Origin of the sequence: Vibrio sp. NC2, from assembly GCF_025195005.1 — a bacterium.
Classification (GTDB): Bacteria; Pseudomonadota; Gammaproteobacteria; order Enterobacterales; family Vibrionaceae; genus Vibrio; species Vibrio splendidus.
The window spans coordinates 126,917-149,947 of record NZ_JANVFC010000001.1 but is presented as its reverse complement, the minus strand read 5'-3'; the positions used below and the strand labels follow the sequence as shown (position 1 = coordinate 149,947).

Annotated in this window: 23 protein-coding genes; 9 read left to right on the top strand and 14 right to left on the bottom strand. The window is 44.2% G+C overall.

Features of this window, described 5'->3' with window-relative positions; translation table 11 throughout:
* The first annotated feature begins 41 nt into the window (after positions 1-41).
* A complete protein-coding gene (locus tag NX845_RS00675) occupies positions 42-1,256 on the top strand; it encodes a putative manganese transporter (RefSeq protein ID WP_065681212.1) in 1,215 nt (404 codons plus the stop codon).
* Between the two features lie 411 nt (positions 1,257-1,667).
* Here NX845_RS00675 and torA read toward each other — a convergent pair whose 3' ends face one another.
* The 3 genes from torA to torE are packed head-to-tail and all read right to left on the bottom strand — an operon-like array spanning position 1,668 to position 5,571.
* A complete protein-coding gene (gene torA / locus NX845_RS00670) occupies positions 1,668-4,130 on the bottom strand; it encodes a trimethylamine-N-oxide reductase TorA (RefSeq protein ID WP_004734593.1) in 2,463 nt (820 codons plus the stop codon).
* 24 nt (positions 4,131-4,154) lie between these two features.
* Positions 4,155-5,336, bottom strand: coding sequence for a pentaheme c-type cytochrome TorC (torC, locus tag NX845_RS00665; protein WP_004734592.1), 1,182 nt, complete (start codon positions 5,334-5,336; stop codon positions 4,155-4,157).
* Between the two features lie 52 nt (positions 5,337-5,388).
* The gene (gene torE, locus NX845_RS00660; protein WP_004734591.1) at positions 5,389-5,571 is read right to left on the bottom strand and encodes a trimethylamine N-oxide reductase system protein TorE; all 183 of its coding nucleotides are present in this window, start codon (positions 5,569-5,571) and stop codon (positions 5,389-5,391) included.
* 437 nt (positions 5,572-6,008) lie between these two features.
* Here torE and NX845_RS00655 point away from each other — a divergent pair, with 437 nt between their 5' ends.
* On the top strand, positions 6,009-6,803 hold the full coding sequence (locus NX845_RS00655; RefSeq protein ID WP_004734590.1) for an ABC transporter permease: 795 nt from the start codon (positions 6,009-6,011) through the stop codon (positions 6,801-6,803).
* A gap of 354 nt (positions 6,804-7,157) precedes the next feature.
* Here NX845_RS00655 and focA read toward each other — a convergent pair whose 3' ends face one another.
* Both focA and NX845_RS00645 read right to left on the bottom strand, forming a co-directional pair.
* Complete coding sequence (focA, locus tag NX845_RS00650; protein ID WP_017078992.1) at positions 7,158-8,000, bottom strand: formate transporter FocA; 843 nt, start codon at positions 7,998-8,000, stop codon at positions 7,158-7,160.
* A gap of 363 nt (positions 8,001-8,363) precedes the next feature.
* Positions 8,364-9,671 (bottom strand): hypothetical protein, encoded by a 1,308-nt coding sequence (locus NX845_RS00645; protein WP_017078991.1) that lies wholly within the window; start codon positions 9,669-9,671, stop codon positions 8,364-8,366.
* Positions 9,672-9,928: 257 nt separating this feature from the next.
* On the opposite strand from NX845_RS00645, the gene NX845_RS00640 reads away from it, so the two are divergent.
* The 3 genes from NX845_RS00640 (at position 9,929) to NX845_RS00630 (ending at position 11,825) form a co-directional block, all read left to right on the top strand.
* Entirely contained in the window at positions 9,929-10,159 is a 231-nt protein-coding gene (locus NX845_RS00640) for a TIGR02647 family protein (protein WP_004734587.1), read from the top strand.
* 114 nt (positions 10,160-10,273) lie between these two features.
* The gene (locus NX845_RS00635) at positions 10,274-11,128 is read left to right on the top strand and encodes an NAD(P)H-binding protein (RefSeq protein ID WP_065681211.1); all 855 of its coding nucleotides are present in this window, start codon (positions 10,274-10,276) and stop codon (positions 11,126-11,128) included.
* The gene (locus tag NX845_RS00630) at positions 11,121-11,825 is read left to right on the top strand and encodes a YdcF family protein (RefSeq protein ID WP_065681210.1); all 705 of its coding nucleotides are present in this window, start codon (positions 11,121-11,123) and stop codon (positions 11,823-11,825) included. Before NX845_RS00635 ends, NX845_RS00630 begins: the two co-directional genes overlap by 8 nt.
* A 129-nt stretch (positions 11,826-11,954) precedes the next feature.
* Here the strand turns inward: NX845_RS00630 and NX845_RS00625 are convergent, their stop codons facing one another.
* A complete protein-coding gene (locus NX845_RS00625; protein ID WP_004734584.1) occupies positions 11,955-12,533 on the bottom strand; it encodes a thymidine kinase in 579 nt (192 codons plus the stop codon).
* A 97-nt stretch (positions 12,534-12,630) separates the two neighbouring features.
* Positions 12,631-14,016, bottom strand: coding sequence for a cysteine--tRNA ligase (gene cysS / locus NX845_RS00620; RefSeq protein ID WP_017078988.1), 1,386 nt, complete (start codon positions 14,014-14,016; stop codon positions 12,631-12,633).
* A 191-nt stretch (positions 14,017-14,207) separates the two neighbouring features.
* Between cysS and NX845_RS00615 the strand changes: the two genes are divergently transcribed.
* The 4 genes from NX845_RS00615 (at position 14,208) to NX845_RS00600 (ending at position 17,508) form a co-directional block, all read left to right on the top strand.
* On the top strand, positions 14,208-14,702 hold the full coding sequence (locus tag NX845_RS00615) for a peptidylprolyl isomerase (protein ID WP_004734582.1): 495 nt from the start codon (positions 14,208-14,210) through the stop codon (positions 14,700-14,702).
* Positions 14,703-14,786: 84 nt separating this feature from the next.
* Positions 14,787-15,521 carry a UDP-2,3-diacylglucosamine diphosphatase gene (gene lpxH, locus NX845_RS00610; RefSeq protein ID WP_065681209.1) on the top strand — a complete coding sequence of 245 codons (735 nt, stop codon included), beginning with the start codon at positions 14,787-14,789 and terminating at the stop codon, positions 15,519-15,521.
* A 123-nt stretch (positions 15,522-15,644) separates the two neighbouring features.
* Positions 15,645-16,862 carry an EAL and HDOD domain-containing protein gene (locus tag NX845_RS00605; RefSeq protein ID WP_004734580.1) on the top strand — a complete coding sequence of 406 codons (1,218 nt, stop codon included), beginning with the start codon at positions 15,645-15,647 and terminating at the stop codon, positions 16,860-16,862.
* Positions 16,863-16,983: 121 nt separating this feature from the next.
* Positions 16,984-17,508, top strand: coding sequence for a YchJ family protein (locus tag NX845_RS00600; RefSeq protein WP_065681208.1), 525 nt, complete (start codon positions 16,984-16,986; stop codon positions 17,506-17,508).
* 233 nt (positions 17,509-17,741) lie between these two features.
* Here NX845_RS00600 and hisIE read toward each other — a convergent pair whose 3' ends face one another.
* From hisIE to NX845_RS00565, 7 genes are all read right to left on the bottom strand, one after another.
* The gene (hisIE, locus tag NX845_RS00595) at positions 17,742-18,392 is read right to left on the bottom strand and encodes a bifunctional phosphoribosyl-AMP cyclohydrolase/phosphoribosyl-ATP diphosphatase HisIE (RefSeq protein ID WP_017094419.1); all 651 of its coding nucleotides are present in this window, start codon (positions 18,390-18,392) and stop codon (positions 17,742-17,744) included.
* Positions 18,389-19,162 carry an imidazole glycerol phosphate synthase subunit HisF gene (gene hisF / locus NX845_RS00590; protein ID WP_004734577.1) on the bottom strand — a complete coding sequence of 258 codons (774 nt, stop codon included), beginning with the start codon at positions 19,160-19,162 and terminating at the stop codon, positions 18,389-18,391. Before hisF ends, hisIE begins: the two co-directional genes overlap by 4 nt.
* A complete protein-coding gene (gene hisA, locus NX845_RS00585) occupies positions 19,144-19,881 on the bottom strand; it encodes a 1-(5-phosphoribosyl)-5-[(5-phosphoribosylamino)methylideneamino]imidazole-4-carboxamide isomerase (RefSeq protein WP_065681207.1) in 738 nt (245 codons plus the stop codon). The genes hisF and hisA overlap by 19 nt, the downstream gene beginning before the upstream one ends.
* Before the next feature lie 43 nt (positions 19,882-19,924).
* A complete protein-coding gene (gene hisH, locus NX845_RS00580) occupies positions 19,925-20,539 on the bottom strand; it encodes an imidazole glycerol phosphate synthase subunit HisH (RefSeq protein WP_004734575.1) in 615 nt (204 codons plus the stop codon).
* A gap of 24 nt (positions 20,540-20,563) precedes the next feature.
* On the bottom strand, positions 20,564-21,652 hold the full coding sequence (gene hisB, locus NX845_RS00575; RefSeq protein WP_065681206.1) for a bifunctional histidinol-phosphatase/imidazoleglycerol-phosphate dehydratase HisB: 1,089 nt from the start codon (positions 21,650-21,652) through the stop codon (positions 20,564-20,566).
* Positions 21,653-21,783: 131 nt separating this feature from the next.
* Positions 21,784-22,824, bottom strand: coding sequence for a histidinol-phosphate transaminase (hisC, locus tag NX845_RS00570; protein ID WP_017086080.1), 1,041 nt, complete (start codon positions 22,822-22,824; stop codon positions 21,784-21,786).
* A 9-nt stretch (positions 22,825-22,833) separates the two neighbouring features.
* On the bottom strand, positions 22,834-23,031 hold a 198-nt coding region (locus tag NX845_RS00565), incomplete at its 5' end, for a histidinol dehydrogenase (RefSeq protein ID WP_260256403.1).

Here is a 23,031-nt window from a genome sequence, read left to right as displayed (position 1 = left end):
CGTATATATTTATCTTAAGCCACTAATTTTGAGTAACACCTATGGATCGACTAATCTCTTTTTTGCCAAGCAGTAGCGCTGCGAAAACAACTCAGTTTTCACTGTCATTTAAGCGCCTGCTTTTACCTATCTCACTTGCAGCTTTAGTTATGGCGCCTGCCACGCGAGAATTGACGGTCACGACCTTGTCAGACGCCTTTTGGGCTGTGTCTTGTTATGTTGCTTTGACCTTAGCGATTTACCACGGGTTAAGCCTGTATATCAACAAAGATAACGTCTTCAACAAGCTCGTGCATCAGTCTCGGTCTAACCAAGTGGTGTTTGCAGCGCTGATGGGGGCATTGCCTGGTTGTGGTGGTGCGATAGTGGTTACCACGCAATTTATTTCTGGGAAGCTAGGATTTGGAGCCGTTGTTGCAGTACTGGTCTCAACCATGGGTGATGCGGCCTTCCTGCTCATTGCAAGCGAACCCAAGACTGGTTTAGCCATGATGGCGATGGGCGTGATTGTCGGAACTGCGTCAGGTCGAATCATTAACTTGTTTCACGCAGACGACTTCTTGCGCCCAAAAAAAGCAGATGAAAATGAAGCGGTGAGCAGCTGTGCATCTCAATCTCAAGACAAAGAATCGGTCTCTAAGAAAGCGATCAACCTACAAGGTTATCTATGGTCTGTACTCATTATTCCAGGTGCTGCGGTTGCCCTACTTGGTTCTTTTCAAGTGGATGTGAATGAGTTGCTCGCTTTGCCCGAAATGTCGATGGAATGGGCAGGCACTATTTTGCTGATTAGCTCGATGTTTCTATGGGGTCTCACCCGTGAAATTGAAGATTACAAATCAGCCGTAAGTGAAGACGAGAAATGTGTAGGCTCTCATCCACTACAAAAAACGGCTCAAGATACTAACTTCGTTACTGCATGGGTGGTGGTTGCTTTTCTTTTCTTCGAATTTGGCTCTGTGATAGCAAATGTCGATTTTGCGACGCTATTCTCAAGCTGGGGCATGATGCTCCCCCTGGCGGGTGTGTTGATGGGCTTGCTACCGGGGTGTGGTCCGCAATTGCTGGTCACTAGCCTATACCTTTCTGGTGCACTGCCACTGTCAGCTCAGGTAGGTAACGCAATTTCGAATGACGGTGATGCGCTATTCCCTGCGATTGCGATGGCACCGAAAGCCGCTCTTGTCGCGACCTTGTACTCCAGTGTTCCCGCTTTGATTTGTGCCTACGGTTACTGGTTTATGTTCGAACTTTAGGCTTACGTTCGAACTTTAGGCTTACGTTCGAAGCTTAGGTTTACAATTGAAGCTTTAGTTTATATCCGAGGCTTAAACTTTTATTCAAGGCCCAGGTTTATCTTCAAGGTTTTAGCTTTACTCCATAGATTTCTATTAGGTCGGTCTTTGTATCGGCCTTTTTGTTTCCATCTGCCTAAGCCCTTAAACAGGTTCTTTGTGCATTCCCTTCCGGCTTCATGCTAATGCTTTATGTTTCTACAGCCTACCTCAAACAGCACGTTACAGCCTGTCTCAAAAACGCCCCTCTTGGCGCTATTACAAAGCTTAGTTAGAAATCCCAACACGTGTACTAGAAAAACAAAAAGCCCCTGTAAGAGTACTTACAGGGGCTTTAATTCAAGATTTAGTCTTGGTTCTTAAGTACAAGACTTAAGAAACTTCGATTGGACCACCGAATGAAGTTACTGGAGGCAGTTTGCCTTGGAACTTCTCGAAGTTAACCAAACATGTGTTTGCTGACGTTGCTTGAGCAAGTTCAGACGTACCGATGTCTTGAGTGAGTGTGTTTGGATCGCCGTATGTATCTAGCGCACCCACTTTCTCGTTGATCGGGCCGTACCAAGCACCTTCTTCGATACGAACAACACCAGGAGCGTAGCTATCCATTAGAACAGCACCTGCTAGTAGTTGACCACGGTCGTTGAACACACGTACTACATCGCCATCTTTGATGCCTTTCTTCTTAGCATCGACTGGGTTGATGTAGATAGGCTCACGGCCTTGTACCGCGTAAGTCGCACGCCACTCTTCAGATTCACACATCTGAGAGTGAAGACGCTTGTCTGGGTGACAAGATTGTAGCCAGTACGGGTGTTTGTCAGAGCCTGGACCACCATGTGAACGTTCAGATTTCTCGAACCACATTGGGTGTTCTTGACAGTGCTCGTAACCCATGTTACCAACTGTACGGCTTGTGATTTCGATGAAACCAGAAGGAGTACCTAGTGCGTTGATCTCTGGATCTTCACGGAATGAAGCGTGACGAGTCCATGGCTTACCTTTACCGAAGTCTAGGAAACCTTTTTCCCAGAACTCAGCAAACTCAGGCATTTCGAACTTGCCTTCGTTTTCCGCGCGACATTCGTCATACAGAGATTTAACCCACTGCATTTCGTCCATACCACGCGTGTAATCGTCGTAACGACCCCAACGCTTAGTTAGGCTAGACATGATCTCGAAGTCAGTCTTAGACTGGAACAGAGGATCCACTAGCTTGTGCATTGCGATCAAACCACGGCCAGAGTACGCACCGTAGCCATCAATATCATTACGTTCCCACTGAGTACATGCTGGAAGCACGATATCAGAGTGACGACAAGTTGCAGTCCAAGCGAAATCAACAGCCACTACAGTTTGTAGACTCTTGAACGCTTTACGCATCTTGTTGCGATCTTGGTGGTGGTGCCACGGGTTGTTACCACTGAATACCATCATCTTGATGTCAGGCAGTGTCACCGTTGAACCGTTCGCTTTGATCTTCTTACCTGGCTCTAGCAAGCTATCTACCCAGCGAGCAACAGGGATTACGCGGCTGTAACCGTTGTAATCTGTGTTGGTGTGCTTAGGTGATTGACCTTGGTCGATGTTCAACGGGAAAGAACCCGGAGCAGCGAAGCCAGTTGAAGATACACCGATACCAGAGTAGTGGTGACCGTAAGAGATACCACCGCCCGGAAGACCAATTTGGCCAACCATTGCTGCGATAACTGCACACATCCAGTACGGCTGTTCACCGTGCTCTTGACGTTGGATACTCCAACCAACAAGAATCTGCGTACGACCGTTAACCAGCATCTTAGCGAATTCACGGATAGAGTCCGCGCTTGCGCCACAGATAGCCGAAGCCCACTCTGGTGTCTTCTCAACTTTATCTTTCGTTTCACCTTGAACGTACTTGATGAAGTCTTCAAAACCTAGACAGTAAGTTTCGATGAACTTCTTGTCGTATAGGCCTTCGTTGTAAAGAACGTGAGCAACACCAAGCATGAACGCCACATCAGTTTGTGGGTTGATGTACATCTGCTCGTTTTCTAGGTAACGGCCTGTTTTGTTTTGAACAGGGTCAACAGAAACAACGTTGATCTCTTTCTTAGCAACTTTCTCTTTCAGCTGTTCTAGGTATGCGAACGACTCGTGAGTCTCACATGTCCAACCTACTTGAAGGTTTTTAACTGGATCGTTACCCCAAAGAACAATGTTGTCACTGTTTTCTAGGATAAGTTCCCAAGATGTACCTTGTGCGTAAACTTCAGTCGAACCTAGCACGTAAGGCATGATCGTTTGACCAGCACCTGTTGAGTAGTCACCGATTTTCTTCACAGAGTAACCGTGAAGTGCCATTGCACGTTGCATGTGGTTAGTACAGCTGTGGAACTGACCCGTTTGTCTCCAACCAGTTTGACCTGTGTGAAGTGCCCATGGACCGTAATCTTTCTGTACGCGCTCTAGTTCGCGGTAAACAAGGTCTAGTGCCTCATCCCAAGTCACACGAATAAAGCGGTTGTTACCACGCGTGTCAGCGCTGTATTTATGCTTCTTCAACCAATCTAGGCGAACCATAGGGTAACGCACACGTGATGGGCTGTAGATAATACCTTTAATACCTTTCAACATCTCAGTTGGGTGTTGATCGATTTCTAGAGGTTTAATTTCTTGCACTTTACCCGCGTAAACGCGAGCTCGGAATGCACCCCAGTGAGAACCAGAGACTTTCCACGCGCCGTCTGTTTCTGCAGCAGACGCTGATGCCGACGCCAATAAGCTTGGACCGATAACCGATGCCGCACTTGTAGTAGCGACACCTTTCAGAAAACTTCTTCTTGTAATTGCCATTGTGTTACTCCAATTGACGTCTTATTAGTGATGGCCTTCAGAAAAATCTGATGAGTGCTTCTGTAGATACTTAAGAACAAGTGCTTCTGTATCTGTATCGAAGTTAACGAACGCAATCATACCATCTAGCATGCCTACCCAACCGTTAGCGCTGAAGTGAGCTTCATCTGGCTGTGAGTGACACGTTGAACAGTTAGATTGGTACGCTTGACCTGCTGCGTTCCAGATTGGATCGAAGTTATCAACCATAGACTCTTTCTTCATCCAAAGTGCTAGGTTAACTTCTTCCCATGGAAGGCCAGTAAGCTCATCTTCTTTCTTCTCACCAACAGTGATAACGTCACTTTGAGATACTTCTTTCGTCAAGATTGCAGTCGAGATGTTCATACCGAAGTCTTCTTGGATTACACGTCCGAAGCCTTTCGCTTTACGCCAACCGTCGATTTGAATCTTGATCATGTCGCCTTTTTCGTCGATAACCGCAACTTTACTTGCAGGGCTTAATAGACCCGCTTCAACTGTTGCTGTTTCATCTGTGTACATTGGTAGGTGACGAATAGAGATCACGTCAGAACCATTTGCGTAAGATGTGCTGCTTGCTACATTTTCTAGCTCGCCAACAATACCGCTCGCTGATGCCATATCTAATGGAAGGTTGTGAGCAATACCTTTGTGACAGTCAACACAGCTTTGATCACGCTCTGCCGCGTTCTTCATCTGGATACGCGCTGTTGGGCGCATGTTTTCGAAATCCATTGAATCGTAGTTGTGGCAGTTTTTACACTCTAGAGATTTGTTCGAAGAGAAACGATCCCATTCGTGTTTAGCCAGTTCGATACGACGAGCTTCGAATTTCTCAGGTGTATCTAGGTCACCAAATACTTGAGCGAAGACTTCTTTAGATGCTTGCATCTTACGAGCAATTTTTGCTGTCCATTCATGTGGAACGTGACAGTCAGGACAAGTAGCACGTACACCAGAAGTGTTTTTCCAGTGAACCGTTTCTTGTAGTTCTACGTATACGTTGTCACGCATGGTGTGACAGCTTACACAGAACTCTTCTGTATTTGTATGTTCTAGCGCTGTATTAAAACCGCCCCAGAAAATAACACCGGCGATAAAGCCACCCATGGTTAGTACACCAAGACTGATGTGTACTGCTGGGCGAGTCATTGTGCGCCATAATTTAACTAAAAATGATTTCATGTTTAGCTCTCTTAAAAATTAGTTCTAATAAAAATGTGATAGCAAGAGGGCATTACATGCCGCCGTGTGCACCTGGAGGACCTAATACAAACACTTGCAGTGCCCAAACTAGAAAGCCGTAGCCTCCTACAAAAGCCACACTTAATATTGGAAAGAGAACCACTGCGATGAAGAGGAATGACTTCCACTCCAACGAGCGTTTTTCGCCAGTTTCAATTTTATTAACATCACTCATACATTTTGCCTATTTTGTATTTAGTAATTTCGAGTAGCTCATTCTAAGGAGCTAAAGTTCTTGAGTATCTAACAACAAATTTTAGACCATACACAAAGTAGGGTTCAATCAAATCTCCTGTTATAACCCTTGCTAATCAATACTTTTTTGAGGTCATCCAAACTTGTTTTCAGTTAAACAAACTTATTAAAAAGTATTAACAAATGTGAAGAATTAAGTATATTTCACAAATGTTAAAAACCAACACCCGCGCAACTATTTGACAACCGATTTTAACTTTTTACCTACTAAGTAGTAGCCAAAAAAGCCTCAAACAACCACTATTTTGTGTTTTGTTTGTTAAATAATTGATCGTTTTTCGAATCGATGACTTTGCAGTTGAAATGCATCATTTGGCACTTTCAGATATGATAGAAGCCTTATTAAAAGGAAGCATTATGCAAGACGTTATTGATATATCTTGGTGGCAATTATTGTTTTTCAGTTCACTTCTCTTGCTGCCAATTGTAATCAACCACAAGCTAAAACTTGGCCTTGGCAAAGAGGCTTCTATCAGCATCATTCGCATGACTGTTCAGCTATTTCTGGTTGGCCTCTACCTAGAATACCTGTTCACTTTGAATAGCTTGTGGGTCAATTTACTGTGGTTATTTACGATGATTATCGTTGGGGCAAGCTCGATTGTTGAAAAGTCCAAGTTACCCCGAAACCTCTTGTTAGTCCCAGTCGCAGTGAGCCTAGCGGTAACCTGTGTACCCATTGTCTTGTTTATCTGCTTATTCATCATTAAACCAACACCGGTTTTTAACGCGCAGTACTTAATCCCTATTGCAGGGATGCTGTTAGGTAATAGCTTAAGCAGTAACATCGTGGCATTGCAGAACTTGTTCGGTGCTTTTGAAACGCAGAAATCAGAGTACGAAGCGGCTATCGCTTTAGGTGCCTCTCCTTCCTATGCTGCTGCGCCTTTTGTGCGTAATGCTATACAGAAAGCGATGTCTCCTATTATGGCCTCAATGGCAACCACAGGCTTGGTAACGCTACCAGGAATGATGACAGGACAAATCTTAGGGGGTGCTTCACCAATGATCGCGATTAAGTATCAACTGATGATCATGTTGGCTATTTTCGTGATGATGAGCTGCTCCTTAGCGCTTGCACTTCACCTATCGTTAAAGACTTCTCTGACCAAAGAAGGGCGAGTTCTCGCTCAAATACAGCCTTCAAAATAACCTCCCGACTCCTCTTAGATCTGGTTACTCACTGAATTTGATACAGGTTATCCACAGAAATTGTGGATAACCAAATCAATATAGATCCTTTTTTGTCCATTTCGGCTCGAGCAAAGATCATTGCCATTGATCCTTGGGTGATTTCAAAGACATATACACACGTGCAGAACTGCCTTGTTAAGCGTTCAGATGATAATTTAAGAAATCAACGAGTAAGTTTTCCACAAATAAAAAACGGCCTGCAATGCAGGCCGTCTTGTAAATGTCATAAGTCAGTTCAATGTTTCCACTCTGAGCTTTAACTAATCTTGTCACTGAGCTAGTCACGCAAGCTTTGTTGATCCGCCATCTTTATTAATCGCGTAAATAAATCAACCAATACCACATGCCAACAAAGATACCGCCGCCGATGATGTTACCGATAGTAACGGGCAGCAAGTTGTTCATCAGAAAGTCCATCATGTTTAGGTCAACATAGTCTGCCGGATTAGCCCCTGTCATTGTCCAGAATTCAGCTGGAGCAAATGTTTTGATACCGATAGCTAAAGGGACTTGGAACATATTCGCAATACAGTGCTCAAAGCCCGATGATACAAACATCGCGACAGGTAAAATCAGTACTGCAATTTTGTCAGTCAGTGTTCGTCCACTAAACGTCATCCATACCGCGATACAAACCAATACGTTACACATGATGCCAAGCGCGATAGCTTGGATAAAACCATGGTGCATTTTGTGCTGAGAAATGGCCATCGCATTCAAACCCACTTGCCCATGGTCGAACATGTACTGTTTAGTCAGAAGCATGCATGCCACTAGCAATAAAGCACCAATAAGGTTACCGATATAAACGGTCGCCCAGTTCTTTACTAGGGTTCCCCAGGTAATCTTGCCACTTGCGCGAGCAACAAGAGTAAGCACCGAACTGGTAAACAGTTCACCGCCAGTAACAACAACGAGGATTAAGCCCAAGCTAAATGCAAGGCCACCTAGGACGCGAGTAATACCCCAAGGTAAATCACCAGCGCCAGTGGTTACAATTGTGTAGAACACAAACGCAATACCGATATGTATGCCAGCTGAAATCGCTAGGAGAAAAGATTTGGTTGGATCTTTGGTTGCTTTACCTACGCCAATATCTGCAGCGCGCTCAGCCATTTGTGGCGGTAATAATGAGTCAAATTGGTTCAGATTCATGATGATTTACATTTTGAAACATGTTGTCGGGAGCGAGATAATCCTCTCTTTCATTTCTGAATTCAAGAGCTATTTGGGACTCAAAATACCTCCCACAACCTTGTGGAAAGGAAATAGCCCAAGTTATTCAAAATTCATACAACTTTAGTAGTAAAAAGAAAACTATGCTGAATGAAAGGTCATCAACTTAAAAAATGGCACACTTATAAATATCAATAAGTTACGAACGAAAGCAAAGGAATAACGTACACTATAATGACTCACAGATCGCTGTTGCCTCTAGATTTTGATATAGATCAACAGAACGTAAAAAAGCGCCCTTAGGCGCTTTTAACTGAATCACAAATACAGAAATTAGTGATGCTAAACCGAAGGTTCAATCACTTCTTCTGATGATTGTTCTAAAGCAGAGCCCTCTAGATTCGACTCTGGACTCAAAGGGATTACATCAGAATCACTTTCATTGGCAACTTTACCACCTAGGTTCCTCAAGCTGTCCACTAGCTCTTCTAAACTCTTAATATGCGCATCACTCTTGGTAATCTGCTCATCTAGAAGATTGCTATGCTTAGTCGCCTCAGACAATTGTTGCGCCTGCTTCTGATTATCACTCTCTAGCTTAGCGAGTTGTTCAGTCAAAGTTTCAATTTCTGACTTTAATGACGCTGTCATATCTAAGCTTTTTAACGCTTTCACACTCGCTATAATCTTCTGAGATTGCTGACGCAACCCAACATCTCGGTAATCTTCATCATTAACCACTTGTGAAATGCTCAGCAACTGATTCTCTGCATTCAAAACCGATTGTTCGAACTTGTCACCTTTTACACTCGCGAGCACTTTTACTTCATGAGCGACACTGCGCACGTGGTTCAACTCAAACTCCGCAGCGTGCACCGCATCTTCAATGATCGACTTTTCACGGGGACTGGCTTTTACTTGGCTTTCTGCCAAAGCAATTTGAGATGCTGCTTTAGCAAACGTCAGTGGAGCAACGTCATCAAAATCTTCATCTTCCAAGAACTCTAACTCGTCCTTCAATGGTTCGATGTATTTCTTATGTGCCACTTTAACTTCTAATAAGCGAGCATTATTAAGAAACTCCACCTGTGCTTCTTGAGCGTCTTCAAGCTCATCGACCAGCACATACTCAAACAACTCGCTGTATTCTGAATACAAGCGTTTGTAGCTCGAGGTAAACATGGTATCTGCGCCAAGGAACTTGAGGTAATCCATTTGCACAATCGAATCCGCTAGTACTCGGTCAGCCTTCTTCTTTAGCACTAATATCGAGTCATAATTTGATTTGATCAACGCAATTTTTTCATCAAAAGCTTCAGCGTAAGTCAGGCTCGAAAAAATTGAATAACTCTTGGTGAGCCGAGTTTCGTCTTTCAGTAAATCCGCATAAATGCTTTCAGCGTCGTCCCAAGCGTCTAATAGTTCATTGTAATTCTCTGGAGCATAGAGAGACAACTGAGCGTGGTCTTCAAGCTTAGCCTCCCATTCGGAGTAGACGCTTTGGACAGACTGAAATGAACGAACCTCGATTGTAGATTCGTTATTGTTGTTTGTGGTTTGGTTCGCGTCTGTCTGCTCTGAAGGTGTACTCTGACACCCTGCGATAGCAAATAGCATACTGATCATTAATGCTACTTTGTTCGCTCTCACTTATGCATATCCTTTTTATACAATATTCGCTCAATGCAAATTATTTCTAGTCACAATATATTACAACCACTTAGCAATAAACATCACTGATGATTTAAGTGGGTGCAAATCACCCAATATAACTAAAATAAACCCATCACTCGATGATTAATCAATCAATTTGGTATCACTTATCAATTCTCTTTATTTGCTATTGCCTGAGCCGTGAATGCGCACTAAGGTGAAGGTAGAGAACGTTATGAATATATAGGTTAATTATGAAGTACAACGCTGAAAACATTGCTGATTTAAACCTCCTTCTTCAATTTGATGTAAGTAGTGCCGCTACTGGAATTAAAGTTCATCAAGAAGCAGCTCAAGAAACTCAAGACGCTGTTAAGCGCCTATTCGAAAAGAACCTTTGTACTCAGCCAGACGGCGGTTACCTAACAGATGAAGGTATACAGATGGCAGAGCGCGCAGACAAACTACTTCGCGTACTAAACTAAAGCTCCATTGTTCTAGTAAAAACTCCACTCGCTTCGGCCGTGGAGTTTTTTCATTTTTGGCCAAAGGTTTGTTAGGCTTAATGTAAATTCGTCATCTGCAGTTGTGAGGAACACATGGCTTCTATATTTATTGTTGGTGCAGGCTGGGTCGGTGCACCTTTATCTAAGCATCTAGAAAAACACGGTAACCAAGTGGTGGTCACAAAAACGACCCGAGCGGGTGCAGACACCATTGGTAACAAACGTATCCCATGTGAAGTTTTCAGCTTTGACTCATCGGAGCCTGAGCATACTATCGGGCAACTCTATTCACTGTTACTCGAAAATAATGCAGAGATCGTCATTGGTAGCTTCCCTCCCGGCTTTAGAAAAGGTGCGGGACAAGAATATGCTGAATACTGGCAACAGCTAACCAAAGCTTGTCAGAAAGCCAATGTCAAAAAGCTGATCATGGTTAGCTCGACTACGGTCTACCCGACCAAGCCAGGGATCTTATACGAGCAAGATGCCTCATTAGCGATTTCTACGTTAAGTGATGAACAGGCCAACTCATTTTCAGACAATGCACGAGTCATGCTACAAGCAGAACAGTGCATCATTGATTCCGGTATCGACTACACCATCCTTCGCTTCAGTGGGTTAATCGGCCCTAGCCGCCACCCCTCTAGGTTTGCAAGCAAATTGAAACAGGTCAGCACTCAAGCTCCTGCCAACATGCTTCATCTTGACGACGCGATTGGCGCGGTCAACTTCGCTATCAACCAACTGCACAACGAAGTGGTTAATGTTACGACCCCAAACACAGTGAGTAAGGCGGAATTTTATGCCGCTGCACTGAAAAGCGCCAACAGCAGTGAGCCACTGCCCCTCGTGGTCGATACACCAGACAAGCTGATCTCTTCGAAGAAGATTCTCGACTTAGGTTACTCGTTTAAATTCGATTCCACGCTGGACGCTCTTTATGACTAATCAATCCATAGCTAACCAAGACATAGCTAACCAAGACATAGCTAAGCAACCTGCAAATAACTCAAGGATTAAGCTACATCGTTCGATCGACACCCTTTGGAACTTCATGTCTATGGGTCACAAGGTTACGCCTTCAGATTGCATCTTTGTGTTGTGCAGTAATGACACTCGCGTTGCTGAATACGCAGCTGAGCTCTATCACCAAGGTGTGGCGCCTTATATCGTATTTTCTGGGGGTGTGGGACGTTTTACAGAAGGAAGCTTTGAACGTTCAGAAGCCGAAACTTTCGCTTCTATTGCACGAGATGCTGGCGTGCCAGACTCTGACATTATCATAGAGAAACACGCAACAAACACAGGAGAAAATGTACGATTCACCCACAAATTGCTTATTGAGCGTGGGCTGTCACCGAAAAGACTGACCTTAGTACAGAAGCCCTTTATGGAGAAACGTACCTACGCCACGTTTAGTAAACAATGGCCTGAAGAGAGTGTAGAAATAACCGTGACTTCACAATGGCAAAATTGGGATGATTACTTTAACGAAGAGTTGCCGTTAGACATGGTGTTGGGCGCATTGATTGCTGATTATGAACGAATCAAATTCTACCCAGCCCAAGGCTTTCAAATTGAGATGCCAATCCCCGATGACGTTGATCATGCCTATCAAGCATTGAAGCAGCTCGGCTTCGAATAAATCAAAAGCTTCATTTCGAATAAATCAAAGGCGTGACTTGGAATAAAGTAAAAACACAGGCTCAATAAACAAAAACGGTGACACTTGGTCACCGTTTTTCGTTTTAGCAAGCTGAACTATGAGATCGGTTTATTTACCTAACGCTTCTTTATAGTGGAGACGGCAAGCAGAAACATACTGATCATTACCGCCAATAGCCACTTGGTCACCTTCAGCAATCGCCACACCGTGCTCGTCGGTACGGATCACCATATTAGCTTTACGGCCACAGTGACAAATGGTTTTAAGCTCAACCAGTTTATCTGCCCAAGATAATAAGTAACGACTACCTTCAAACAGTTCACCCAAGAAATCGGTACGTAAACCATAGCAAAGTACAGGGATATGCAGTTTATCGACCACTTCTGTTAACTGGTACACCTGCTCTTTCGACAAGAACTGACACTCATCAATCAAAACACAATGACGCTTTTCTTCTTCATTGAGTTTTTGGATAGCGTCAAACATATTGGTGTCATTTTTAAAAAGTTGAGCTTCAGATTGCAAACCAATTCGAGAGCTAACTTTACCGATACCATAACGATCATCCAATGCAGCCGTAAAGATCACTGGCGTCATGCCACGCTCTTGGTAGTTGAATGAAGACTGAAGAAGTGTTGTTGATTTACCCGCATTCATTGCCGAGTAATAAAAATACATCTGAGCCACAGAAATATTCCTGTTAATTAAAAGTTGAAGATAAAAAGGTGATATTAGAGAATTTTTGCTAGAAAAAAGGGCTGAAAATCAGCCCTTTTTATAATATTTACTTACGACGCCAAGTCGTACCTTCTGGACCATCTTCCAGAACAATACCCAACTCGTTTAGCTTGTCACGTGCAAGGTCAGCATTCGCCCAATCTTTCGAAGCACGAGAGTCGTTACGCAGTTTGATCAACGCTTCGATTTCAGCCACTTCGTCATCGTTGCCTGCCGCATCACCTTGCAAGAAAGCCTCTGGGTCTTGATGAAGAATACCGATGATGTCTGCCAGTTCACGCATCAATGCACCTAGTGCACTTGCTTTTTCGACGCTTTCAGTTTTGATGCGGTTGATTTCACGAGCCATTTCAAACAGTACTGAATAAGCTTCTGGAGTGTTGAAATCATCGTTCATCGCTGTAGAGAAACGAGTCACGTACTCTTCACCACCAGCCGGAGCTGCTGTAACGTCTAGGCCACGAAGTGATGTGTAGAGACGCTCAAGTGATGCACGAGCTTGGGTTAGGTTATCTTCACTGTAGTTCAGTTGGCTACGGTAGTGACCAGACATTAGGAAGTAACGTACTGTTTCTGCATCGTAATGCTGAAGTACGTCACGGATCGTGAAGAAGTTACCCAGTGACTTAGACATTTTTTCTCTGTCTACCATCACCATGCCACTGTGCATCCAAGTATTCACATACTGGGTGCCGTGTGCGCAGCAAGATTGTGCGATTTCGTTCTCGTGGTGCGGGAACTGTAGATCTGAACCGCCACCGTGGATATCGAAGTGATTGCCAAGAATAGAAGAGTTCATTGCTGAACACTCGATGTGCCAACCCGGACGACCTGGACCCCATGGTGATTCCCACGTAGGTTCACCTGGCTTAGACATCTTCCAAAGAACGAAATCTAACGGGCTACGTTTTGCAGAATCAACATCAACACGAGCACCCGCTTGAAGCTGATCAAGGTCTTGCTTGGAAAGCTTACCGTATTCGTCAAATTTCTTAACTTCGAACATCACGTCGCCGTTGCTTGCAACATAAGCAAAACCACGCTCAATTAACTTTTCAACAAGCTCAACGATTTCAGTGATGAATTCAGTCGCACGAGGCTCAACATCAGGGCGCTTCATGTTCAATGCATCGAAGTCCGCGTGCATTTCCCCGATCAGGCGCTCAGTCAGAGAATCACAAGACTCACCGTTTTCATTAGCGCGCTTGATGATTTTATCATCGATATCAGTGATGTTACGAACGAAGTTCAAATCGTAACCAAGGTAACGAAGGTAACGAGTTACTACATCGAAAGAAACAAACGTGCGGCCATGACCAATGTGACAGAGATCGTATATGGTTACCCCACAGACATACATGCCGACTTTGCCAGCTGTAATTGGTTTGAATTCCTCTTTCTGTCTTGTGAGTGTGTTATAAATTTTCAGCATGATCTCTATCTATATTTGTGTATTAATCAAAATAAGAGGTCAAGTATATCAATTCATGCGTTATTAGGTAATCCCCCAAAGCAGTAATTACCTCAAACAACCAAGTTAAGTTAATGATTTGGTGATTTGAAAGTCCGCCAACATGCGCTAGAATTCGAACTTCATATTAAAAAGACAGTAAGGTAACAATCATGATCATCCTTCACACAAATTTTGGTGACATCAAAGTTCAACTTAACGAAGAAAAAGCACCAGAAACAAGCGCAAACTTCCTACAGTATTGCCGTGACGGTTTTTACGATAACACGCTATTCCACCGTGTTATCGATGGTTTCATGGTTCAAGGCGGCGGTATGACTTCTGGCCTTAAAGAAAAAACAACTCGTGCAACTATCAAGAACGAAGCAAACAACGGCCTAGCGAACAAAGTTGGTACGCTAGCAATGGCTCGTACTATGGAACCGCATTCAGCGAGCTCTCAGTTCTTCATCAACGTTAACGACAACTCTTTCCTAAACTTCCGTAGCGAAAGCCTAGACGGTTGGGGCTACTGTGTATTCGCAGAAGTTGTTGAAGGCATGGACATCGTAAACAAGATCAAAGGTGTTAGCACTGGTTCTATGGGTATGCACCAAGATGTACCTCTAGAAGAAGTGATCATCACTGGTACTACAATCGAAGCTTAATCACTTGCTTTCGGTTAGTATTAATAATTGATGAGCCGATAAAATCAGGATATAGGGAGCGAATCGCTCCCTTTTTTTAGACCTATGAAAACATATTTTATATCAGACCTGCACCTTACTCCGTCACGACAAGATATCACTGACTGCTTCTTAACCTTTATGAAGAAAGAAGCCGTAGAAGCGGATGCACTTTACGTGTTAGGCGACCTTTTCGAATTCTGGATTGGTGACGACGATAAGAGTGAGTTCGCGACTTCTATCCGCCAAGCGTTTATCGACTTAGTGAAAACGGGCGTACCTTGCTACTTCACACAAGGTAACCGTGACTTTTTAGTTGGTAAAAAATTTGCCAAGCAAACGGGTGTGCAACTTCTAGATGAAGTATCAACGATCGATATCTACGGGCAAAAAGCGGTGGTGTTGCATGGTGATACCCTGTGTACCGAAGATGTAAAATACCTCGCCTTCCGCGAAAAAGTGCATCAACCATGGCTGCAATGGGTCTTCAACAGAATTCCATTTTTCATCAAGAAGAAAATTGTCTCGAAGGTTCAATCTGACATCAAAGATGACAAGCAGACCAAATCTCTCGACATCATGGATGTGACACAACAAGAAGTGGAAGATGTGATGGAACGAAACAGCGTCGATCTTATGATCCACGGCCATACTCATCGCCCTGACATTCACACCTTCAATGCTAATAATTGTACTAAAACTCGTATCGTATTGGGTGATTGGTATACGCAAGGTTCAGTGCTGTTGTTCACTCCGCAAAGTTTTGAACTACAGAATCGAGAGTTTAGCAACCGCTTTTAACATCACTATTAAACTTTCACTTTGATTATTATTATCGGTCAGACTTTCATAGAAAGTGTATGGTAATTTCTACTGAATTAGCTATTATCTCTCTACCAGAAATAAACAGAACACAGTACCAAGTTGAAATATTCATACGTAGCGCGTCAACCAATACTCGATACAGACAAGAAAACCATAGGTTACGAGTTGCTATTCAGGGATGGTCCTAAGAACACTTTCCCTGAAGTAGAGCCGGAGCTCGCTACTAGCCGTTTGCTTTCCGATCACTTTTTATCAACTCACTATAATACGTTGGGTGATAAATTGGGGTTCGTGAACTTCCCTTATGCAAGCCTAATCAACTTAGTCCCGACTCTGTTCCCCAAAGAAAGCCTCGTTGTTGAGGTTCTTGAAGACTGCGAACCAACAGACGAACTACTTGAAGCAATAAAAGCTATCTATGACGCGGGTTACACTATCGCGTTAGACGACTTTGTACCAAGCAAAGCATGGAAGCGCTTTTTACCGTACGTTTCAATTATCAAGTTTGATATCCGTTTAATCTCAATCGCGAAAGCTTCGATGTTCATGAACTCTCTCAAAGGGTTGGATATTAAGTTCCTCGCAGAAAAGGTCGAGACTTACGATGAATATCAAGAAGCAAATCGAGCAGGCTTCACCTACTTCCAAGGTTATTTTTTCAGCAAGCCGGAAATGATTCAAACTCGCGCTCTCAACCCTGCGTTCTTGACGATTGTTCAGCTGTTAAAAGAGATTGCGCACGACCCTATCGACTTTGGCGAAGTAGAACGTTTAATTACGTTAGATGTGACGCTTTCTTATAAAGTACTTGCGTATGTAAACTCCGCAGGTGGCTCAGCAACGACCATTCGTTCATTTCGCCAAGCGCTTATTTTCCTTGGCGAGCAAAAACTGCGTAAGTTCGTTTCACTAGTAGCAATTGCCTCTGCGAAAGAAGATAAACCCGATTCACTCTATGGTTTAGCGGTACTGCGCGCTCGTCAGTGTGAACTCTTAGTAGAAAAGATGAATGTAAAGGTAGAACCCGGACAAGCCTTTTTAACCGGCATGTTCTCTCTACTTGATTCACTCTTTGACCAACCGTTACAGCAAGTCTTGGACTCAGTACCAATCGATGAAGAGATCAAGCAAGCTCTGATTCAACGAAAAGGTGTCTTAGGCGCCATTATGGCAATGGTCATTGCCTATGAACAAGCTCGCTGGGACGAAGCAACGCGCATCCGTAAACTTCTCAAGCTAAGTGAAGCGGAACTCGGTCAAGCTTATGATGAAGCCACTACTTGGGCTCAAGAGCTGTTATCACCTTCGTTGAAATAGTTCACTTCACATTGCTGCTTCAATAGAAACTAAGCTTTGGTGAGCGATCGTTTCTTGGTAAACTCCAACGCATTCATATATGGCCTCTTAATAGAGGCCATTTTTTTTACAGGATCTGACTATGTCTTTATGCCCATGCGGTAGCAAAAATACTTACCAACAATGTTGCGAATCAGCACACCTTAACCACAGTGCAGTTGAAACACCCGAGCAATTAATGCGCTCTCGTTATTCTGCACATGTACTTGGTTTGGTTGATTATGTGGTTGCTACTTACCACCCGACTTGTAATGCAGAAGCACAGAGAGAAGGTATTGCCGAATCCATAGATAGTGATTGGGCGGGTTTAGAGGTCATCGGTACAGCCGCAGGTTCACATGAGAACGAAGGCTTTGTTGAGTTTAAAGCTTACTTCAACGACGGAGCTGAGCAGTTCTGTATGCAAGAACGTTCGCGCTTTGTCCGTGAAGACGGTTTTTGGTATTACATTGATGGCACCTTCCCTGAGCAAGAAGATGAACAAGAAGAACAATCAGAGCCAGAGATTGACCCGCGTCTAAACCAAACGGTTGAGAGCTTTAAAATCGGCCGCAATGACCCATGTATCTGTGGTAGCGGAAAGAAATATAAGAAGTGCTGCGGGTAAGTCAAAAAGCTAAAATGTTTGATTAAGTAAAGAGATTCCTGATGTCGCTTAGGCTCCTCGGAATGACGTAAAGTCAGAGTTTAGAAAAGTGACGCAGGGCTTAGAAATCTTGAAATCTTGAAATCTTGAAAATTAAAAAGCTAAAAAGCTAAAAAGCTAAAAAGCCCCGTAAACATAATTGTTTACGGGGCTTTTATCTATCTGTTACGTAGTTCGATTAATCTAAAAAGAGCTTACTTATGGCGCTCTTTTAATTTGTTCACCACATCGTTCATCGATAAGCCTTGGTCTTGTAAAAGAACCATCAAGTGATAAATCAAGTCTGCTGATTCACACACTAGTTCCGCCTTATCGCCCGACGTCGCCGCAAGCGCGACTTCAACGCCTTCTTCGCCCACTTTTTGCGAAATACGCTTGGTGCCACGGGCATATAGACTGGCAGTATAAGAAGACTCAGGGTCTGCGTCCTTGCGGGCAGCCAGTAGCTGCTCAAGCTGATGAAGCCACACCATCTGAGACTCTTCTTGCTTGTCTCCATCCCAACACGTTGTTGTACCTGTGTGGCACGTTGGGCCAATGGGATTAACCTTAACCAGCAAGGTGTCGTTGTCACAATCCAATGACATGTTTTGCAGTTGCAATACGTTACCCGACGTTTCACCTTTGGTCCAAAGGCGCTCTTTAGTGCGAGAGAAAAACGTCACTTGGCCAGTTTCACCTGTTTTCTCGAGCGCTGCTGGGTTCATGTATCCCATCATCAGCACTTGGCTCGATTGGTAATCTTGAACAATAGCCGGCACTAAGCCATCTACTTTTTCCCAATCAATACGCTCTGACAATGCGCCTACTTCTGTTTTTGATAAGCTTACGGGTTCAAAACTCATAGTCGCACCTCTACATCTTGTTGTTTCAAATACTGTTTAAGTTCACCAATATTGATGACTTGCTTGTGGAATACCGAAGCCGCAAGTGCTCCGTCCACGTTGGTTTTTTTATAGGCTTCAGCAAAGTGCTCCATCGCACCTGCGCCACCTGATGCAATCAGGGGTACATTACACACTGAACGTACCATGTTTAACTGGTCGATATCATAGCCGTTGCGAACGCCATCTTGGTTCATCATGTTCAACACAATCTCACCTGCACCACGTTTCTGTACTTCCTGCACCCAATCTTTGGTTTCCCACTTGGTTGCTTTGGTACGCGCTTCATCGCCTGTGAATTGGTAAACCTGATATTTACCCGTCTCTTTATCGAAGTATGAATCGATACCGACAACGATACACTGTACGCCGAACTTATCAGCTAGGTCAGTGATTAGCTGTGGGTTAGCCAATGCAGGCGAGTTGATGGATACTTTATCTGCACCAAACTCAAGAATGCGTGCTGCATCTTCCGCAGACTTAATACCACCAGCCACACAGAAAGGAATATCAATCACTTCTGCTACGCGTTTCACCCAGCTTTTATCGACCACACGGCCATCACTTGATGCGGTAATATCGTAAAATACTAATTCATCAGCGCCCTCTTCTGCGTAGCGTTGTGCTAGCGGAACGATGTCACCAATAATTTCGTGATTACGGAATTGAACGCCCTTAACCACTTGCCCATCACGGACATCCAAACAAGGGATTATTCGCTTTGCCAACATGCAAATGCCTCCTCTGCGGTGAACTTGCCATCAAGCAGTGCACGACCAACAATCACACCCGCAACGCCGCTGCCTTTCAGTGCTTCGATATCAGCTAGGCTGCCAATGCCACCCGATGACTGGAATTGCACCTGTGGGTACTGTTTACAGAGATCAACATAGAGCTCTACGTTTGACCCTTCTAGCGTGCCATCACGTGAAATATCTGTACACAGAACGTGTTTAAGGCCAACCGTGAGGTAATCTTCAATTAGCGCTTCAATGGTCACGCCTGAATCTTCTTGCCAACCTGAAATCGCCACTTTACGTGTGCCGCTTTCGTCAATGTTGATGTCCAGAGCCAGCACGATTTTTTCCGCGCCGTACTTTTCCATCCAACCTTTAACCAACTCAGGTTGCTTAACTGCTGTAGAACCAATCACAACGCGCTGTGCGCCAGCTTCTAGTAGATCAACAACATCTTGTTCGTTACGCACGCCACCACCAATCTGGATGTTCGCAGGCGTGCTAGCCAGTAGCTTAGCAATCAAGTCTAACTGACGAGCCGTTGTGTCTTTTGCACCTGTTAAGTCAACAAGGTGAAGCCAGCCAGCGCCAGCTTGGTGATACAGGTTGAACTGCTCTGCTGGATCGACTTTGTATTCTGTTACTTGCCCGTAGTCCCCCTGAAATAAGCGAACAACTTGGCCTTCAATTAAATCTAACGCGGGAATAATCATTTACATTCCTTATCTGGCAACGGTAGCCGCTGCCTAATCCTTATTACAATTCCAAGAAGTTCTGAATCAGCTTAGAGCCAGCTTTCGAAGATCGCTCTGGGTGGAATTGAACACCATAATAATTGCCACTTTGCACTGCGGCAGTAAACGGATTGCCGTAATCACATTGTGCGATTGTGTAGTCACCCACTGGCATTGCGAAGCTGTGTACAAAGTAGAAGTACTCGCCCTCTTCAATATCTTTGAATAGAGGGTGGTTAGGTGTCGCGGTTACTGTGTTCCAACCCATGTGTGGTAATGGCAAATCACCCGTTTCAAGTAAACGAACTTCGCCATCACACAATCCTAGGCATTCAACTAACTCGTCAGCTTTTTGGCCTTTCTCTTGAGACAGTTTGCCTAACAGTTGCATACCTAAACAGATACCCAGCAGAGGCTTCTCTACTTGTTTCACAAGGCTAACAAGGTCACGCTCTTGCAGGTTCTTCATTGCCTCACTTGCTGTACCTACTCCTGGCAGGAACAGCTTGTCCGCAGCTAGAACAACTTTTGGTTCTTTCGAAATTTCAACTGCGTAGCCCAGACGTTCAATCGCAAACTTCACTGAGGAAACGTTGGCACAACCAGTATCAATAATAACGACTTTTTGATCTTTCATTGTTTTTCCTTGCTAACGTTAGCCTTACAGAACGCCTTTGCTGCTTGGTAACTCATTACCTTCAACTTTGATTGCTTGACGAAGAGTACGACCAAACGCTTTGAACAGGCTCTCAATAATGTGGTGATCATTATTACCAGCTGAAGAAAGGTGCAATGTACAAGCCAGTGTATCGGTTAAAGAGCGGAAGAAGTGAACCACCATCTCCGTAGAAAGGTCACCCACTTGCTCGCGGCTAAACTTAGCATCAAATTTTAGGTACGGACGACCAGATAGGTCTAGAGCACACTGAGCTAAGCACTCATCCATAGGCAGGCTGAAACCGAAACGGCCGATACCACGTTTATCGCCTAATGCATCTTTAAGTGCTTGGCCTAAAGCGAGAGCGGTGTCTTCGATTGTGTGGTGATCATCAATGTGTAGGTCGCCCTTCACAGTCAGGTTCATTTGGAAACCGCCGTGTGTCGCGATTTGATCAAGCATGTGATCGAAGAAACCCATGCCAGTATCGATCTTGTTACCACCGGTTTCATCGAGGTTTACGGCTACCTTGATGTCAGTTTCTTTCGTTGTACGAACCACTTCAGCAACACGAGCATTAACCGTTAAATCTTTAACGATCTGTGGCCAGTTGAGTGTGCTTTCCGTTTCTGCATCCGGGCCATATTGAATGCCGCGGATTGCCATGTTTTCTGCAAGTTGAAGATCCGTCATTCGATCGCCAATGACAACAGAATGTTGGAAGTCGACTTTGCCGCCTTGTAGGTATTCTTTAACCATACCCAGTTTAGGCTTACGGCAAGAGCAGTTGTCTTCGTCAAAGTGAGGGCAAATAAGCACATCGTCAAACTTAACACCTTGAGACTCAAAGAACTCCATCATCATATTGTGTGGCGCATCGAACTCTTCTTGTGGGTAGCTATCTGTACCTAGACCATCTTGGTTAGTCACCATCACTAAACGGTAACCCGCATCTTGCAATGCCAGTAGGCTAGGGATCACTAGCGGTTCGAATTTTAGTTTGTCTAAACGGTCTACTTGAAAGTCGACTGGCGGCTCAACAATTAAGGTGCCATCACGGTCTATAAAAAGTATTTTCTGTTGTTTACTCACTTGAACTTCCTTTTAATTTTAAATCTGCTGGCCTAGCTAAAATCAAACGCTAACCCAAAATATTGGTTTCATTTGCCAGTCTGTTTTTAATCAACTCAGACTGACAAATGTTATTAATGGTAAGCCTTTCGTTACTGAAAAAAGTTACGAATGAATCCAAGTGTCTTTTCGCACTCTTCTCGGTTACCAATACTAATGCGAACACAGTCTTCAATAGGTGAATTACGCAAAATAATACCCGTATCCCAAGCCGCTTTAAATAACTCATCGCCGTTCGGGAATTTCACCAGTAAGTAGTTACCCCAGCCATCAAAAACCGTCACTTGAGGCATGCCTAATAGACCCGCTTGCAAATACGCTCGGTTAGCACTTAAATCCAGAACTTGGAACTTCGCTCGCGCAAGCCCTTGTTCAGAAAGCGCTTGAACGGCAATATCAGCAACTGGAATTGGAACTGGGTAAGGCGCAATCACTTTCAACAGTACATCGATAAGCGCTTTGTTCGCTAGCGTAAAGCCACAACGTAAGCCCGCCAAAGCAAAGGCCTTCGACAAAGTGCGCAGAATCGCTAGGTTTGGATATTGCTCCAGCAAATCAACGGTTGATGCTTCTGGACAAAAATCGATATACGCTTCATCCATCACCACAATCGCTTTGTCTTGCGTCATTTCAAGCAGTTTGATGATGTCTTTGCGATCAACCAAGTTACCCGTTGGGTTGTTTGGGCTACAAACAAACACTACTTTCACGTTGTCTAGTTGAGCTTCAATAGCAGGAAGATCCAATTGCCATTCAGCCGTCAGAGGCACAACCTTGCGCTCAACACCAATCGTCTCGGCACTGATGGCATACATACCGTAAGTCGGAGGGCAGTACAGAATCGAATCTTCGTTCGGCTCGCAGAAAGCTCGAATCAAAAGTTCGATACCTTCGTCAGCGCCACGAGTGGTCAGCGTTTGCTCTGATTTCACGCCTGCATATTGAGCGTAAGCATCGATCAGCTCTTTAGGCTGGCACTCGCTGTAGCGATTAAGACGAGACAAGTTTAGGTTGTACTCGTTATCAAACGGAGACTCGTTAGCGTTTAGCCACACATCTCCGCTGCCACCAATGCGTCTTGCAGACAAGTAAGGTGTAAGAGCCTGAACTTGTTTTCTTGCTAACTTTTCCATGCCCTACCCTTATTTCGCTTTATTTAGCTGTTCAAATCGATTTAATTTTTCAACTCGTATGGTCACAGCACGTTTGTGCGCATCCAAACCTTCGGCTTCCGCCATTGTGACTACCGTTGGCGCTAGGCCTTTCAAGCCATCAGCCGTTAACTCTTGTACCGTCATACGCTTAGAGAAATCAGCCAAACCTAAACTTGAATAGGTTTT